Origin of the sequence: Microcoleus sp. S13C4 (genome assembly GCF_036700865.1) — a bacterium.
Taxonomy (GTDB): Bacteria; Cyanobacteriota; Cyanobacteriia; order Cyanobacteriales; family Microcoleaceae; genus Microcoleus.
The window spans coordinates 1-14,758 of record NZ_JAUBPS010000023.1; the positions used below are offsets into that span (position 1 = coordinate 1).

Consider the following 14,758-nt stretch of genomic DNA (forward strand, 5'->3'; position numbering starts at 1 on the left):
AAGAGAATCCCTAGAGAGGACGACCTCTCTGTCATATAGCGCTGATGCGCCTAACACACGACTTTCACGTCGCACGCCGTCAAAGCATTTGGTAATGTCAGCGCCCAGCACATATTTGGCTTTTTGCGCGATTACCGTATGAATAGCTTCTATTGCATCATGGGATGAGCGACAAGAGTCTGAATCCGTAACTGTTTGGCTCGAATCGAGCTTCCCATTCAGGTTCTAAAGGTAGGTAGATAAATTTCATGTGACAAAAATGATTCATGAGGAATTAAATCAGGCGAGAATCGACAAAAAAAAGGCATCATCCTCGCTAAAATTGAAAGAAAAAGCAAAAATATTGGATAGTTTAAAAGCAAGTAAATATACCTTGTTGAAACTAGAAAAAAACTTGTCCAGCAACAATAATTAAAATTACAACAAGTAATAAATGCTTCAGAAATACTAGAAAATATGCACACTTTAAAAGAATATTTTTACAGTTTATTTGAAAATAGTAATAATTTGGGTGACGGATATTAGAATTAACCGATTGTTTACAGCACTTCCGGATGTTATGAGGTACAGTAGCAGCAATTAGTAAACCAGTTTTTGAGATGTTTCGGATTAATTAAGTCAAGAGCCACAGCAATTATCGTATCAACCATTTTAGTGGTCGTTGGCGAAAACTTTCGCAATAAAGATTTAAGTTGCGACCACCATAATTCAATCGGATTAAAATCCGGAGAGTATGGGGACAAACATAAAATAGAAGCACCCACAGATTCAATCATCGATGTAATTGAATCTACTTTATGCGCGGGTAAATTATCAATTCACGTCTACTGCTCCCGACCACAACTGTGGCACTAAACATTTTTCGATAAATACCTCAAATGCTTTGCCATCCATTGAGTTATCCATTGTCATGAGTGCCACTACTCGCTTGATACTAATTGCACCGATTACTGTGACTTTTTTCCCTCGGTAAAAAGGTTTAACCGCATAGGCTCTCGTTCCTCGTTGGGAACGTGCATGAGTTCGGTTTAAACCTAGCAATACTCCAGTCTCATCTAAAAATACTAGATTGAGAGGTTCGATATGCTTGACTTTTTCCCAATACTCTAACCTTAACTTCATGACTCTTTCTGTTCCGGCTTGGCTACTCCTGACTGTTTTTTTTTACGATTTAATCCCAACTTCTGTAACGCGTTACACATGGCTGTTCTACCCACCCAATTTCCCGTCCGTTCGGCAAATAACTCACACAATTCTAGTAAGGTTGCATCGGGATGTAGTGCCACTATTTCTCTCAACTCTGCTGTGGAATTATTCACAGGACTGTATCTCGGTTTCCCCCTGGGCTTCGGCTGTAAATTTCCCTCGGTTTTTTGTTGCTTGACCAGTTTTTGAACTAAGCTTTTACTGACGGAAAATATGGCTGCTGTTTTTCTGATCGACAGCTTCTGTTCTTGATGGGCTGCTACTATTTTTTTTCGCAGATCAACTGAATATGCTTTCATTGATGTATTTTTTTAATCTATTCTTATTGTACCTCATAACACCCGGAAGTGCTGTAAAAAAGGCACAACCCTACTATAAAGAGAGTGTAGAAACAATCAAAAGATGGTTGGGAGAGATTGTGGCGTATTTTGAAAAAAGAATAACTCATAAGATAGTAGAGGGAATTAATCTTAAATTAAAGCTCTTAAAAAGGTGTGGTTTTGGATTTAGAAATTTGATAATTTTTGAAATAGGGGCCTTACTTTTTTGGCATTTTCCTGAAAAATGAGCAGCGGTAAGTACGGAATATCCAAAAAAAGGTGGGTAGAGTTCCTCGAAAAAGGCCATTAATATAACTTTTATCAAGTGATCAAACTCTTTCCTGAAGAGCTAATTAATGAATGGCTATCAGATCGAAAAAACAACTATCAGGAGTAGCCAAGCAGGAACCGAAAGAGTCATAAACTTAAGGTTATAGTGTTGGTAAAAAGTCAAGTATATCGAGCCAAAAAATGAGCGTATTTTTAGATGAGACTGGAGTATTACGCTTGTTTAACCAGAACTCATGCACGTTCCAAACGATGAACTAAAGCCTATATGGACAATAATTATTTAGTTCAAATTTTAAACTATGCCAGTTAATGCTCGAAATTTATTACTATCTAACAAGGCAAGTTATCCGGCTTTAAATAAGAAGTTCAGAAAATCTTAAGGTTCTGATTTAATCTGCTCAATTAGGGTTAAAATTAAGAATTTTAAGAATGTTTTTTTAGTTATTGAGTAATGCACAAATTCACGTTTTGGTTAAATTAATTTAGATGCGTTTACCCTGGGTTGATGAGTTGTTGGCTTGAAGGCAAAAAATTAATTAGGTATAAGTGCTTTGTGGCACAGTTCCGCCGTGAGGCTTGTAATAATTTGTGAAAAAGTCATTGACAAAATGCCGATCGCTCGCCCCAACCAATTAATAAAAAATTATCAATAAAAAATGCAGTTGTAAATAAAATTGCACAAAAGCACAAACAGCGGTAAAATACTGATTGCTTTGTTTCCAAATCTAGCGTAAATTCCAATTGGGGAATTAAAACCAATAATTGAAATATGTCTAAGACTTACACTGTTGAATTGATCCACCAAGGCAGTACCTATACCGTAGAAGTACCCGAAGATAAACAAATTCTCCGCGCCGCCAACGCCGCCGGCATTGAGTTGCCGAGCTCCTGCAATGCGGGGGTTTGTACTACTTGCGCTGCTAAAATTATTGAGGGTGAAGTTGATCAAGTTGATGGCATGGGCGTTAGTCCGGAGCTTCAGGCAGAAGGTTATGTGTTGCTGTGTGTTGCTTATCCCCGATCGAACTTGAAGATAGAAACCGAAAAAGAAGACATTGTGTACGATCGCCAATTCGGTAAATCCTAGGACTAAGCTAAAATTGACCTAAGTACCGTTAGCGGTAAAACCACTATGGATCGCCCTATGACCACCCATTTCATTTCCGCAGAAGTTGACCTCCACGAGACCGCCGAGCAACTGCACTCGGCTATTGAAATTGAACTGCAAAAGTACGGCGAACCCCTGCGGTGGGCAGTCACAGATGTGGATGTCGATCGGCAAAAGGCTGTGGTAGAAGGCTACGTGCTCGTGGAAGTATCCCCGGCAACACCGTGAACCCCCGCCCTTTGACAGTGGTTTTGATAGTCCCCACAGGCGTTGGAGCCTCGATAGGGGGCTTTGCAGGAGATGCACTGCCCGTGGCTAGGGCGATCGCCCAAATTTCAGACACCCTGATCACTCACCCCAACGTCCTCAACGGCGCTCAACTTTATTGGCCGATACCTAACGCTCTCTACGTTGAAGGTTACGCCCTTGACAAATTTGCTGCCGGATGTTGGGGACTCCAACCGGTACATCAAAATCGCATCGGCTTAATCCTCGATGCCGGCATGGAACCAGACTTGCAGTTGCGCCACTTGCAAGCCGTTGATGCTGCTAGAGCTACATTGGGTTTGAATATAACCGATTGTGTTTTAACCGATCGCCCTCTGCAAGTAGAATTGCGTATTTCTGAATCAGGGGCATCTTGGGGGACGATCGGCAATCCAGACAGTTTATTGCGCGCTGCGGAAAAATTGATCAAACAAGCAAGAGTAGAGGCGATCGCAGTTGTAGCCAGATTTCCCGACGATGAAGGCAGCCTCGCCCTCGAAAACTACCGCCGCGGCAAAGGAGTTGACCCCCTCGCCGGGGCGGAAGCTGTGATCAGTCACCTCGTCGTCAGGACGTTTAAAATCCCCTGCGCCCACGCCCCCGCGTTGTCTGCGCTTCCCCTCGATCCGCACCTGTCCCCGCGATCGGCTGCTGAGGAAATCGGCTATACTTTCCTACCTTGCGTGCTTGCCGGCCTCAGCAAAGCTCCCCAATTTGTCACTCCTACTGTGGGACAGGCATCTTGCCTGTCGCAGGTATTGGGCGGGCAAGATGCCCACCCCACAAGAGAGAAATTCTATGCAAACAGGCGAGATTTCGAGTCCCAGGGTTTGTGGGCTGATCGAGTCGATGCGGTGGTGATACCCGCCACAGCGTGCGGTGGCAGTGCTATTCTGAGTTTGAGTGGGCGATCGTCGGTACAAATCATCGCTGTGGGCGACAACAAAACCCAGATGCAGGCGACTCCAGAAAAACTCGGAATCAAAGCTTTGCAGGTAAACTCATATTTAGAGGCGATCGGAGTTTTGGTAGCTTTGCGGGCCGGCATCAGTCCAGCTTCCGTGGGTGCAGACATCTCCTCCCTGCGTTGTTTGTCTGACTAAACTAAACAAATCTAAAATCTCAAACCTCAAATCTAAAAGTGATTAAGTGGCAGAAAAAATTCCCGAAAATCCTGAAATTGAACCCTTGACGCGCACCCAAGTTTTAGTAGCAATGGGCGTGACAGCAATTATGTTGCTGGCGGTAGCTAAAGTGTGGTTGCTATTTGGATCTGTATCGCTTTTGCCAGTCAAATTGATAGGAATCGACTTACTCAAAGGATGTGCGATCGGACTGGCAATTACAGGCGGCAGTGCGATCGTTTATCACCTCTGGCCGGGTTATCGCCGGAGTGCAGACGTTTACTTGGAAGTAGTGCTCAAACCTTTGTTTTGGCCGGATTTAATTTGGCTGGGACTGCTGCCGGGACTTAGCGAAGAATTGCTATTTCGAGGGGTGATGCTGTCTGCTTTGGGATTGAATGTTACCGGTTTAGTTTTATCGAGTTTTTGTTTCGGCATTCTGCACTTGGGAGGCATGGATCAGTGGCCTTATGCTGTTTGGGCAACGGCTGTCGGATTGCTGTTGGGTTATAGCGTTTTAGCTACTGGGAATTTGTTAGTGCCAATTACGGCTCATATCTGCACGAATTTGATTTCTAGCTGTGTTTGGAAGTGGGAACACAATGCGGTGAAGCGTTAGTTCGACGCAATTCCAAACCCATTGAAATCGCGCTGGCGCAGAATATAGCAATAAATGCCAACGCGCAAGGGGGTTTTTAGATTGAACGAACCGTGAAGACGCTAAGGGCGCGAAGGAAGAGGAAGAGTTCACAGAGGTGAAAAGGTTTTAACCGCCGAGTTTGATCTGTGTTAAGGCAGTTTGTAGCTGCTCGCTCGCACAATTAATTGACCTTGACTGGGGTTGCGGCTGAAGATAAAAGCTCCTTCTTGAGTTTCGCCGCTTGACAAAAAATCAATGTGCTGATCGCCGGATTCCAAGACTTCACCGTTGACGCGCAATTCGGCAATAATTTGCACTGATTCGGCAGTTTCGCCGCCCGTGTTGGTAACTGTAAACGGCACGTAAAATTGCCCTTGAGTTTCGCGAATAGGCGCGTTGCGAGTGACAGAAATAACCGGAGGTTCCTGCTTTTTAGCCAGCCAGTTGTAGAGTACGAGTCCGATGAGGAGAGAAAGGATCGAGCAGGCGATCGCAAATGTCGCCCATTCAGCAAAAGTTTTTTTTGGCTGCTGTTCTTTATTACTTTCACTCATACGGTCAACCTCCCCGCCGCGCCGCCAATTGTGGCCGGCAATCCCAATACTAACGTATAGCTCAACCAAATCGACCAGGGGTCGTCAAAACTGAGTTTTTGGAAGAAAAACATCATAAATGCAGAAGCTGCCAGCGACACTAAATAGGCCATGACAGTTTCGCTGAGGGGACGCTGAAAAATCCCTTGCTGCTGCTGCCGTTTTGCTTGATAAGTAAAGCCTGCTACAAATACAATACCGTAGGAAATTAGCAGCGAGGCGGCGATAATTGCTAATTGCCAAGGGGGCGAAATACCTGCCGCTAGCATGGGAATTTCGTCAGTAGGGGCGATGTTGAAAGCAATGATCATCGCGCCGATTAAAGTAGCGCCGATATCTGCTACAGTTGGATTAATCGTAGGTTCGTTGTCGCTGTCTGAACTTTGATAGCGATCGCCACTCAAGAAACCGCTTGCTAAGGCCACTCCCAAGGCAAACGGCAGGCCTTCAAAGATGATTTTCCCCAAAGTTTGTTGCAGCGGAGTCTCCGGCGTAATTTCCCTGAGCAAAAACAGGACAAAAGCCGCGCAGACAATGCCGATGGCGATCGCTTCTACGGTATCGATTGCAGCATCTAGCCAGCGGATATCCTTAGTTTTGCGAAAACCTTCAGTGCGAGTCAGCAAGAAAACGACGACAAAAGTAGTTGCGATCGCGATCGACATTTCCGCTGGTTTAGTATACGAACCGATCCACCAAACCTCCATCGTATAAAGCAGGGGAATCCCGAACAAAAAGCCACCCGATGCACCTCGAATGATGTCGTTTAGTTCATTTGACCACTGATTTTTACGTCTTTTTGATTTGTTCATGTTTTAGTGAAAACGTACCTCAAAAAAGGGGCGTTGGTGATTTACGGTATGAAAGACTAAATATGCAAATCATAGAAACCAGTATCCACAAAGCTTCTGGATTTTTAACTTATTTTTTTCATACCCAGATTAAGCAATGCCAGATTGTGCAATTATCAGCCTATCAAATTGGTCACCGTGATGCAAAGGCAGTGAAGCCACAACCTCAATTTGATCGAAAGTTATTTCCAGTATATTAATTCTATTAACTGCGATCTGCTGCTTGATAAACTCCATAAAAGACCTACTAAAACTCAGTTTGCCTATATTATGTTTGATAGCCATTTCCCAGACGCTAGCTGTACTGAGGAGAATATCATTCTCTCCGTGGTCAATTAGCGATCGCCCTGTTGCGGTGAGTCTCGAACTGTCTGTCGTATACCAAATGAAAGTATGAGTGTCCAACAACAACCTCATTCCATATACTCCTTAAACTCTTCTAGCGGTTCGTCAAAATCATCGGACATCCAAACCATTACTTTGGCACTTCCTGCTTGCCGATTGGGTTTAGCTTGTTTAGGAATTACTATCAATTTTACAACAGGCTGGTTATCTTGAGTAATCGCCACTTCTTCGCCTCTCATCGTCGCTTCGATTAATCCCACACGCTTTTCTTTGGCCTCAATAATGTCTACTTGATACATAATTACTGCCTTTTTACTATCAATTTCCCACATCACCATTCTAACTCAATTAAACAAATCATCTTCCTCCAAATCAACAGACTGTAACTCCATATCACCAGACTGCAACTGAGCCGGAGTAGCTGGAATCGCTGCGATAATCGCATCAATTACCTTCGCCACCGGAATAATCTCCATCCCTAATTCTGGTACGGGCTGATTCTTAGGAATAATCGCTCTTTTGAAACCCAATTTCGCCGCCTCCCTCAGCCGCAACTCTAATTGCGAAACCGGCCGCACCTGTCCCCCCAAACCAACTTCTCCGAGCAAAACTGTGCGTGCATCGATTACCCGATCGCGAAAACTGGCCACAACGGCGATCGCAACTGCCAAATCCGCGGCCGGTTCGTCCACCTTCAACCCGCCCACCGTCGCCAAAATCACATCTAATTTAGATAAAGGAATCCCCACCCTTTTCTCCAAAACAGCTAAAATTTGCTGCAATCTAGCATTGTCCACACCAGTAGTAGTACGGCGCGGCGAACCGAAACTCGCAGGGCTGACTAATGCCTGAATTTCCACTAAAATCGGTCGAGTTCCTTCGCAAGTAACAGTCGTCGAAGTACCCGGAGAAAATTCATCTCTATTCCCTAAAAACAACTCCGACGGATTATCTACTTCTCGCAAACCGTTGGCTACCATTTCAAAAACACCGATTTCATGAGTCGCGCCAAAACGGTTTTTCATCGATCGCAAAAGTCGATGAGAAGCAAAGCGATCGCCCTCAAAATACAGTACAGTATCTACCAAATGTTCCAAAACCCTCGGCCCAGCCAAAGCTCCATCTTTCGTAACGTGACCGACAATAAATAAAGTAATATTTTCCCGTTTCGCCACCTGCATCAAAGCAGACGTACATTCCCGCACCTGAGCCACCGAACCCGGAGCCGATGTTAAACTAGCAAAATAAATAGTTTGGATGCTGTCAATCACCGCCACATTCGGTTTCAGCGCTTCCAACTCCCGCAAAACAACTTCTAAATCCGTCTCTGGAAGCAAGTAGAAATTCTCCGCTGAATGATCCTCGGAATCCCTTTTAGCTTCCCCGTTGCTGCCGGATTTATGTCCGCCATTACTTGACAATTCAACCGGATTAGCCACGCCCAAACGCTGCGATCGCAACTTCACCTGCTGACCGGACTCCTCCGCACTGACATACAGTATGCGATCCTTACGGGCCAACATATTCGCTACCTGCAACAGCAGCGTCGATTTCCCGATTCCCGGTTCCCCGCCAATCAACACCAGCGAACCCGGAACAATCCCGCCTCCCAAAACTCGATCGAGTTCCCCGTAGCCAGAAGGCCAGCGAGACTGAGTTTGGTCGGAAATCTGCGATAATCTGAAAGATACCCTTGGTTGACCCTTCGACTTATCAGGGGGCGAACCGCCCACTGTCTTAGTTGTCACCCCAGTTAAACCAGCCCGCGGCACACCAGCAGTAGGTTGCTCTAACTGCTCGTCAAAAGAATCCCACTTCTGACAGCTAGGACATCTGCCAAAATATTGTGGTGAATCATACCCGCATTCCCGACAAATATATTGTATTCGAGGCTTAGGCATTGTTTACCAAAAAGATGGGTCTAAAGCCCCGCACTTCAGGGCTACTTGTTAATCCATAGTAGCATCTCAAGCCATTCTTATATTAGGTGTGCTACTATAAGAATAGGAGGAAATACCATGCTAGTTCTTGAGTTCAAAGCCTACGGCAAAGCGTTTCAGTTCGTTGCAGTAGACGAGGCGATTCGGATAACTCAGTTTATTCGGAACAAATCGCTCAGGCTGTGGATGGATGGCAACGCTAAGTCTTGGTTAGAGATGTCTCGGAACTGTGCTGTTCTGGCAAAAGAGTTTGACTTTGCAAATAGATTAAATTCTATGGCAAGGCAGGCTAGTGCAGAACGGGCATGGGCTGCAATAACTCGGTTCTACGAAAATTGCCAGAAAAAGACTCTCAAGAAAAATGGTTTCCCTCAATTCCAGAAAAATTGTCGCTCTGTAGAATACAAAACCTCTGGGTGGAAACTGGCAGAAGACCGAAAATCAATCACCTTCACCGATAAATGTGGGATAGGTAAACTCAAGCTGAAAGGGACTCGCACTCTGCTTTTCTATAGCTTAGATCAAGTAAAACGGGTTCGACTGGTGAAGAGAGCTGATGGTGTCTATGTTCAGTTTAGTATTTCCGTAGACCGCTCTGAATCTATCCCCGCAACGGGTAATGCTCTAGGGTTAGATGTGGGTTTGAAGGAATTCTATACCGATTCAAACGGTGAAACAGCAATCAATCCCCGATTCCTCCGCACAGGTGAATTGAGATTAAAGAAGGCCCAAAAGCGCTTATCAAAGCGGGTCAAGGGTTCAAACAATCGTCGCAAAGCACGGGTGGTTCTGGGTAAGAGGCATCTCAAAATAAGTAGGCAACGTAAAGACCATGCTGTCAAGTTAGCGCGGTGCGTAATCACATCAAACGATGTAGTGGCCTATGAAGATTTGAGAGTGCAAAATATGGTAAAGAATCACTGCCTTGCAAAATCGATTAACGACGCATCTTGGTATCAGTTCCGTATTTGGCTGGAATATTTCGGCAAGGTGTTTGGGAAAATCACGATTGCGGTAAATCCAGCTTATACGAGCCTTGAATGCTCTAGCTGTGGGACAGTGGTGAAAAAGACTCTATCCACCCGTACCCATGCTTGTCAGTGTGGATGCGTCCTAGATAGAGACCACAATGCAGCTAGAAATATCCTGAGTCGAGGATTAAGTACGGCGGGGCACGTCGGAACTTTTGGACGAGTCCAATAAACGTTTGGGGAGTTGAGACCGCTACTGAGGTTGGTGCAAACCTATCTCAGCAAGTCACGACGCGGAACCAAAAATCCCTGCGCCTTGAGGTCGGGGAGTGTCAATATGATAAATAGTCACCATAACATTTAGAAAAGTTTGAGTTAAAGCAATTATCAAGCTTTCAGACCGAGCCCCACATATGATTCAATTGGTGTCTTCTATGATAGGGTACAAAAAATTAACATTATCTGAAATGTAACTTAAGGAGTGCTCGGTAACTTGGAAAACCATAAAGAAAAAATTCTGGTAGTCGATGACGAAGCCAGTATCCGCCGCATTCTGGAGACTCGCCTTTCCATGATTGGCTACGATGTCGTCACCGCTGCTGACGGCGAAGAAGCTCTCGAAACATTTCGCAACACCGAACCCGACTTAGTGGTTTTGGACGTGATGATGCCGAAGCTAGACGGTTACGGCGTCTGTCAGGAGTTGCGAAAGGAATCCGACGTGCCCATCATCATGCTAACTGCTTTGGGAGACGTAGCCGATCGCATCACCGGTTTAGAATTGGGCGCCGACGATTACGTCGTCAAACCTTTCTCTCCCAAAGAACTCGAAGCCCGCATCCGTTCGGTACTGCGCCGGGTTGACAAAAACGGCGCATCGGGAATTCCCAGCTCCGGAGTCATCCACGTCACCAATATTAGGATTGACACCAACAAGCGCCAAGTTTACAAAGGCGACGAACGAATTCGCCTCACGGGCATGGAATTCAGCCTGTTAGAACTGCTTGTCAGCCGTTCTGGAGAGCCTTTTTCGCGATCGGAAATTTTGCAGGAAGTCTGGGGATACACGCCAGAACGCCACGTAGACACCCGCGTAGTGGACGTTCACATCTCGCGGCTTAGGGCAAAGTTGGAAGACGACCCCAGCAATCCCGAATTAATTCTCACCGCCCGTGGCACAGGCTATCTCTTCCAGCGAATTGTCGAAATTGGAGAAGTAGGATAAAGTCAGTTGGCAGTTGGCAGTTGGCATTAGTTAAATTACCAACTACCAATTACCAATGACTAATGACTAATGACTAATGACTAATGACTAAATCTGATCCCAATAAAGTTTTGCGGCAATTGCCCTTAGTTGCAGGAGGGTTAGCAGGTACGCTGCTAATGGTCAACCGCTTGTTGACAGAGCAAATTACAGATTCTCAAGCTCGATCGGACGCTTTGGGAGTAATTATTAGCGCTCTGCTGATTTTAACAGGTTTGCTGTGGCAGCAGGTGCAAGCGCGATCGCCCGATTCCGTAAAACTTATCGGCGAAGAAGGTTTTGAATTTGCGCCGGATTTGCCGGAGGCAGTGAAAATAGAATTAGCCTGGGCGTCGCGTTTGCTGTTGACAAATACCGCCACAAGGTCGATCGTAATTGTGTATCAGGGAAAAGTTTTATTGCGGCGCGGCATTTTAGGCATCAATCCCGAAGTCAAACCAGGGCCGATTTTGCAGCGAGTGCTCGACAAAAATAAACCAGTTTATTTAGTAAATCTCAATATTTATCCGGGGCGAATTGAATTTGACTATTTGCCAGAAAATACTCAAGGAGTCATCTGTCAGCCAATCGGCACCCAAGGCGTTTTAATCTTAGGTGCTAACGCGCCCCGCAGCTATACAAAACAAGATGAAAACTGGGTTGAAGGCATTGCGGACAAACTAGAAAATACCATCAATCTATTTTAGATTTTAGGTTTTAGATTTTAGATTTTAGATTTTAGATTTTAGATTTTAGGTTTTAGGTTTTAGATTGTGAATTTTAGGTTTTAGATTTTAGGTTCTAGATTTTTGATTTTTGATTTTTGATTTTAAATTGGGGATTGCACCATGCCACCCCTCTCAAAGTGCGATCGTCTTCGAGGGCTGCGCTAACGACGGATTAGCCTCATTCTAGGTGTTGGCTATCGGCAATAAACAAGATTTATTACCGATATCTTTTGAAAAGAAAAAGAGCGAGCGCTCCCCCAACAAAATTTGCAGGGTTTGAGGGTATGCTTCACCACCAAGAAACCGGCTGCGTACACAGAGCGCATCTTAGTCCTCAATAACGCTCTCGGGGTGCGCTAGGCGCACCTTACTAGCTCAAAACTCTCAACTCAAAACTCAAAACTACTCCCGAGCCCAGTCAGTACCGCGCCACAGCGTAAAAAACAAAACACTAGAAATCAGCGCGCCCAGCAGCCACTTAATAGCATTTTTAAATAACCCCAAGCGCTGACTAGACTGAACCGCAGCACTTTGCGTCTGTAACCGTTCCTTAGCCGGAGTAATTCTCGAAAGAATTTGCTCTTTCAATTGCTGGGGGTTTTGCGTATCCGCTTGTACCCCCAAACGGGTAAGTTCCCCCGCCAAATTCCTTAAATCTTCAGGGCTACCCTTATTCAGCCGTTCTTCCACCTGCTGCAACTGAGCTAATTGTTGATTTGCTTGAGTAGTAATTTGCTGGTTGTTTTGGTTGTTGACGTAGATAGTGCCAAAAATTCCCAAAGGTAGCATCAACAGAAAAAGCAGACCTAGCAGCAGACACACCCAAGACAAAACCTTCAAAAAAACGTCTTCCAAACCTCTGCGATCGTACCCTTCTCCAAAAAAGATCAGCGCCATTGCCAGTAAAGGAACTGGCACCCGTTCCACTACAGCCCCAATCGTTTGCAATTCCCAGAGACGATTGCCAAAATTGGCTGGTATAAGAACTGCGATCGTATCTAATACAGACAAAATTAATAGACCGTAGCCAATCCAACGCAGTCTGTAGATAGAAAAACCTTGTTCGCCTTGTAAGTCATTCATAAAATAATCAGAGTTGCTGTTAAGAAAAATCTCTCTTGACCCCGCCCAAAGAACGGATACAAGTCCCCGACAAAAGTCGTGGAGAGCCAAAAATTTTAGACTCTTGTTCAAGCTTCCAGATTCTCCTGTGGAGTAAATCTAAAAGCTAAAAGCTAAAAGCTAAAATCGACTGAATCGAGTCAAGGCTCGGGGAATCGCGGCTGCCACCACCCATACCAAGAAACCCAAGCATTCTCTAGAATTTTTTTGGCCTCTTCTGGAGTTTTTTTATCCAAAGGCACAGACATCTGAGTCCACAAACAGCGTCGGTCTTGAATATTTCCCCTACCCAACAACCAAAACAGAATACGGTTTGGCTGCCAATCGCGAGTATTTCGATTATATCTAAACTGTTGGGAAGTTACTGTAGCACTGCCATGAGGATTGATACACGAACTCAAATACAGTCGATTTTCCTGTTGCAAAAGTCCGTGAAACCCCGCGCCTTGAGTGTTTGCCAATGTTAGTTTACCAGGATTCGACTTGAGAATAGTATGTCCCTTCATCATACCTTCCACATCTCCAATGGTGTTTACCGCATACCGCATCTCTATGTCTAGAGCCATGCTATTTTTTTGATATTCATATTTCCTGGCAGCTTTGAATCCTGAATTGTCCTTAATTGCCAGTGGCTCGCTCTTGTTTAGTTTCCAATCGGCTAGAGGCACCGACGCGGGAAACTCAAACGGGGTTGCCAGATTATTGTTGGCAGATGGATAGAAAACCAATTTTCCGGCAACCAACAAAACCCCTCCCAAAGTAACAGCCAACAGGGAAAGCCTAAGTGGTTTCCAAGAGGTAATAGCCATTAGCAATTCTGTCCTTCCTTATTTGGGGGTTGGTCTTTCAAAATAGCAAACCAGCAGAATAGCCCGAAAATAAATACAGCAATCATCGAAAATATTACTGAACCATTTCCTTGGTGCCAGTATTTAAATGCTTCGGGTTGAGATAGCGATACCAGCACGGCCATGAGACCAACTCGCGCAGCATTAACTACAAATGCAGTAATTATTGCCACGAGTGGCAATATAACTTTCTGACCCACCGTTGTAGGAAACATCAGCAAGAAAACCAGAGCCAATCCTAACAATTGTAGCATCCCATTCACCCCCGAACAGCCGTGATAAACTTCTACGCTGCCCTTTTCCAGAATTAGCAAAACCCCTTTCCGCACAACTTCAAAGCCTAGATAGTGCAGGAGGAAAGCTGAGAATTTTGCCGTTAATAGGGCGACATCAACGAATACTCCGATAAATCCGGGAGGAATAACTATATAGGCAAGAATTAGAAGTTCCTGCCAATATTGTTTCAGTCCTTTTGTTCCAGAAGCCAGCAATGCGAGACTGATTCCCGACAAAAAAGGCGTTGCTCTGATAAAAAAGTCGTATCCCGATATCGACGAACTTTTGAGCAATATTAAAGCAATTAACGATGAACCAAAGAAGCTGGCGAAAATTCCGCTTTCAAAAGTTAAGGATTCGTGCCTTTCCCAAATGAGAAATGCTACGACTCCCCAAAACAGGAACATTGTGCCGAACAGGTCAGTGTCGTTTGTTCGGGAAGTCAGAGTTAGGTGTAGGACAATCAAACCGGAGGCGATGCCTAACAGCCAGTATTTAGGTTCTTGGACGTGCTTGAGCCAGTTTATTTCGGTCATTGGTGCTTTTTGTTTTTCCTAAAAGCTTCTAAAATGCTTAATCTTGTAACTCTATTAAAATTATCAGCTACAAACACTTGAATTTATGCGTTTCGGATGATCTTTAACTAAATCTTCACAAAGATTGACAAGAGCAAATATGTGTGATACATACCTTCGTTTAATTAAATCTGAAGTTAGGAGCAAAGACCCAAGACAACAGGTTTTTTAACTCGGATCGATCGCACTCCACGAAAGATTTTCCTCCCTCAAACCCAGTTTCTGCGCCTGGAGTTTAAATGTAAAGCTTGAAGGCAAGACAGAAACCTTTCTGGACGCACTCTTGAGCTGGAAAACAAGTTTTTTACCG

Annotated in this window: 19 protein-coding genes and 2 pseudogenes; 9 read left to right on the forward strand and 12 right to left on the reverse strand. The window is 44.7% G+C overall.

The window, feature by feature from the left end; all coding sequences use genetic code 11:
- Window positions 1–241 (reverse strand): annotated as a pseudogene (locus tag QT996_RS12030) (hypothetical protein); the annotation flags it as partial.
- Between the two features lie 18 nt (window positions 242–259).
- Between QT996_RS12030 and QT996_RS12035 the strand changes: the two are divergent.
- Window positions 260–415, forward strand: a complete 156-nt coding sequence (locus QT996_RS12035; protein ID WP_333046846.1) for a hypothetical protein — start codon at window positions 260–262, stop codon at window positions 413–415.
- Between the two features lie 142 nt (window positions 416–557).
- Here QT996_RS12035 and QT996_RS28640 read toward each other — a convergent pair whose 3' ends face one another.
- Genes QT996_RS28640 through QT996_RS12045 form a run of 3 tightly spaced genes read right to left on the reverse strand, consistent with a single transcriptional unit; the run spans window position 558 to window position 1,505 of the window.
- On the reverse strand, window positions 558–818 hold the full coding sequence (locus QT996_RS28640) for a transposase (RefSeq protein WP_445304563.1): 261 nt from the start codon (window positions 816–818) through the stop codon (window positions 558–560).
- Window positions 814–1,122: a transposase gene (locus tag QT996_RS12040; RefSeq protein WP_333046778.1), complete on the reverse strand. Its 309-nt coding sequence runs from the start codon at window positions 1,120–1,122 to the stop codon at window positions 814–816. Before QT996_RS12040 ends, QT996_RS28640 begins: the two co-directional genes overlap by 5 nt.
- Window positions 1,119–1,505 (reverse strand): IS630 transposase-related protein, encoded by a 387-nt coding sequence (locus tag QT996_RS12045; RefSeq protein ID WP_333046779.1) that lies wholly within the window; start codon window positions 1,503–1,505, stop codon window positions 1,119–1,121. Before QT996_RS12045 ends, QT996_RS12040 begins: the two co-directional genes overlap by 4 nt.
- A 2-nt stretch (window positions 1,506–1,507) precedes the next feature.
- Here QT996_RS12045 and QT996_RS12050 point away from each other — a divergent pair, with 2 nt between their 5' ends.
- The 5 genes from QT996_RS12050 (at window position 1,508) to QT996_RS12070 (ending at window position 4,935) form a co-directional block, all read left to right on the forward strand.
- Entirely contained in the window at window positions 1,508–1,774 is a 267-nt protein-coding gene (locus QT996_RS12050) for a transposase (RefSeq protein WP_333046847.1), read from the forward strand.
- Between the two features lie 812 nt (window positions 1,775–2,586).
- Entirely contained in the window at window positions 2,587–2,904 is a 318-nt protein-coding gene (locus tag QT996_RS12055; RefSeq protein WP_333046780.1) for a 2Fe-2S iron-sulfur cluster-binding protein, read from the forward strand.
- A 57-nt stretch (window positions 2,905–2,961) separates the two neighbouring features.
- Window positions 2,962–3,153: a hypothetical protein gene (locus tag QT996_RS12060; RefSeq protein WP_333046781.1), complete on the forward strand. Its 192-nt coding sequence runs from the start codon at window positions 2,962–2,964 to the stop codon at window positions 3,151–3,153.
- On the forward strand, window positions 3,150–4,295 hold the full coding sequence (locus QT996_RS12065; protein WP_333046782.1) for a DUF3326 domain-containing protein: 1,146 nt from the start codon (window positions 3,150–3,152) through the stop codon (window positions 4,293–4,295). The genes QT996_RS12060 and QT996_RS12065 overlap by 4 nt, the downstream gene beginning before the upstream one ends.
- 46 nt (window positions 4,296–4,341) lie before the next feature.
- On the forward strand, window positions 4,342–4,935 hold the full coding sequence (locus tag QT996_RS12070; RefSeq protein WP_333046783.1) for a CPBP family intramembrane glutamic endopeptidase: 594 nt from the start codon (window positions 4,342–4,344) through the stop codon (window positions 4,933–4,935).
- A 170-nt stretch (window positions 4,936–5,105) separates the two neighbouring features.
- On the opposite strand, the gene QT996_RS12075 is transcribed toward QT996_RS12070, so the two are convergent.
- The 5 genes from QT996_RS12075 to radA form a co-directional block, all read right to left on the reverse strand.
- Window positions 5,106–5,510 carry a TIGR02588 family protein gene (locus tag QT996_RS12075; protein ID WP_333046784.1) on the reverse strand — a complete coding sequence of 135 codons (405 nt, stop codon included), beginning with the start codon at window positions 5,508–5,510 and terminating at the stop codon, window positions 5,106–5,108.
- Window positions 5,507–6,361 carry a TIGR02587 family membrane protein gene (locus tag QT996_RS12080; protein WP_333046785.1) on the reverse strand — a complete coding sequence of 285 codons (855 nt, stop codon included), beginning with the start codon at window positions 6,359–6,361 and terminating at the stop codon, window positions 5,507–5,509. Before QT996_RS12080 ends, QT996_RS12075 begins: the two co-directional genes overlap by 4 nt.
- Before the next feature lie 129 nt (window positions 6,362–6,490).
- Window positions 6,491–6,817, reverse strand: coding sequence for a type II toxin-antitoxin system VapC family toxin (locus QT996_RS12085; protein ID WP_333046786.1), 327 nt, complete (start codon window positions 6,815–6,817; stop codon window positions 6,491–6,493).
- On the reverse strand, window positions 6,814–7,083 hold the full coding sequence (locus QT996_RS12090; protein WP_333046787.1) for a DUF2281 domain-containing protein: 270 nt from the start codon (window positions 7,081–7,083) through the stop codon (window positions 6,814–6,816). Before QT996_RS12090 ends, QT996_RS12085 begins: the two co-directional genes overlap by 4 nt.
- A gap of 6 nt (window positions 7,084–7,089) precedes the next feature.
- A complete protein-coding gene (radA, locus tag QT996_RS12095; RefSeq protein WP_333046788.1) occupies window positions 7,090–8,646 on the reverse strand; it encodes a DNA repair protein RadA in 1,557 nt (518 codons plus the stop codon).
- A 117-nt stretch (window positions 8,647–8,763) separates the two neighbouring features.
- Here radA and QT996_RS12100 point away from each other — a divergent pair.
- The 3 genes and pseudogenes from QT996_RS12100 (at window position 8,764) to QT996_RS12110 (ending at window position 11,606) form a co-directional block, all read left to right on the forward strand.
- Window positions 8,764–10,004, forward strand: a pseudogene (locus tag QT996_RS12100) (RNA-guided endonuclease InsQ/TnpB family protein).
- 145 nt (window positions 10,005–10,149) lie between these two features.
- Window positions 10,150–10,881, forward strand: a complete 732-nt coding sequence (gene rpaB, locus QT996_RS12105) for a response regulator transcription factor RpaB (RefSeq protein ID WP_071587789.1) — start codon at window positions 10,150–10,152, stop codon at window positions 10,879–10,881.
- Window positions 10,882–10,964: 83 nt separating this feature from the next.
- Complete coding sequence (locus QT996_RS12110; protein WP_333046789.1) at window positions 10,965–11,606, forward strand: cofactor assembly of complex C subunit B; 642 nt, start codon at window positions 10,965–10,967, stop codon at window positions 11,604–11,606.
- Between the two features lie 423 nt (window positions 11,607–12,029).
- Here the strand turns inward: QT996_RS12110 and hpsJ-A are convergent, their stop codons facing one another.
- From hpsJ-A to crtA, 3 genes are all read right to left on the reverse strand, one after another.
- Window positions 12,030–12,710, reverse strand: coding sequence for an HpsJ-like protein, cyanoexosortase A-associated (gene hpsJ-A, locus QT996_RS12115; RefSeq protein ID WP_333046790.1), 681 nt, complete (start codon window positions 12,708–12,710; stop codon window positions 12,030–12,032).
- A gap of 179 nt (window positions 12,711–12,889) precedes the next feature.
- Window positions 12,890–13,558 (reverse strand): cyanoexosortase A system-associated protein, encoded by a 669-nt coding sequence (locus QT996_RS12120; protein ID WP_333046791.1) that lies wholly within the window; start codon window positions 13,556–13,558, stop codon window positions 12,890–12,892.
- Complete coding sequence (crtA, locus tag QT996_RS12125) at window positions 13,558–14,409, reverse strand: cyanoexosortase A (RefSeq protein WP_333046792.1); 852 nt, start codon at window positions 14,407–14,409, stop codon at window positions 13,558–13,560. The genes QT996_RS12120 and crtA overlap by 1 nt, the downstream gene beginning before the upstream one ends.
- Window positions 14,410–14,758 lie beyond the last annotated feature (349 nt).

Coding starts and splice junctions, on each gene's coding strand:
- QT996_RS12055 (WP_333046780.1), top strand. CDS start 2,587: ATGTCTAAGACTTACACTGTTGAATTGATCCACCAAGGCAGTACCTAT.
- QT996_RS12050 (WP_333046847.1), top strand. CDS start 1,508: ATGTATTTTTTTAATCTATTCTTATTGTACCTCATAACACCCGGAAGT.
- QT996_RS12060 (WP_333046781.1), top strand. CDS start 2,962: ATGACCACCCATTTCATTTCCGCAGAAGTTGACCTCCACGAGACCGCC.
- crtA (WP_333046792.1), bottom strand. CDS start 14,409: ATGACCGAAATAAACTGGCTCAAGCACGTCCAAGAACCTAAATACTGG.
- QT996_RS12120 (WP_333046791.1), bottom strand. CDS start 13,558: ATGGCTATTACCTCTTGGAAACCACTTAGGCTTTCCCTGTTGGCTGTT.
- QT996_RS12085 (WP_333046786.1), bottom strand. CDS start 6,817: ATGAGGTTGTTGTTGGACACTCATACTTTCATTTGGTATACGACAGAC.
- QT996_RS12045 (WP_333046779.1), bottom strand. CDS start 1,505: ATGAAAGCATATTCAGTTGATCTGCGAAAAAAAATAGTAGCAGCCCAT.
- QT996_RS12035 (WP_333046846.1), top strand. CDS start 260: ATGATTCATGAGGAATTAAATCAGGCGAGAATCGACAAAAAAAAGGCA.
- radA (WP_333046788.1), bottom strand. CDS start 8,646: ATGCCTAAGCCTCGAATACAATATATTTGTCGGGAATGCGGGTATGAT.
- QT996_RS12080 (WP_333046785.1), bottom strand. CDS start 6,361: ATGAACAAATCAAAAAGACGTAAAAATCAGTGGTCAAATGAACTAAAC.
- QT996_RS12040 (WP_333046778.1), bottom strand. CDS start 1,122: ATGAAGTTAAGGTTAGAGTATTGGGAAAAAGTCAAGCATATCGAACCT.
- QT996_RS12110 (WP_333046789.1), top strand. CDS start 10,965: ATGACTAAATCTGATCCCAATAAAGTTTTGCGGCAATTGCCCTTAGTT.
- QT996_RS12090 (WP_333046787.1), bottom strand. CDS start 7,083: ATGGTGATGTGGGAAATTGATAGTAAAAAGGCAGTAATTATGTATCAA.
- QT996_RS12075 (WP_333046784.1), bottom strand. CDS start 5,510: ATGAGTGAAAGTAATAAAGAACAGCAGCCAAAAAAAACTTTTGCTGAA.
- hpsJ-A (WP_333046790.1), bottom strand. CDS start 12,710: ATGAATGACTTACAAGGCGAACAAGGTTTTTCTATCTACAGACTGCGT.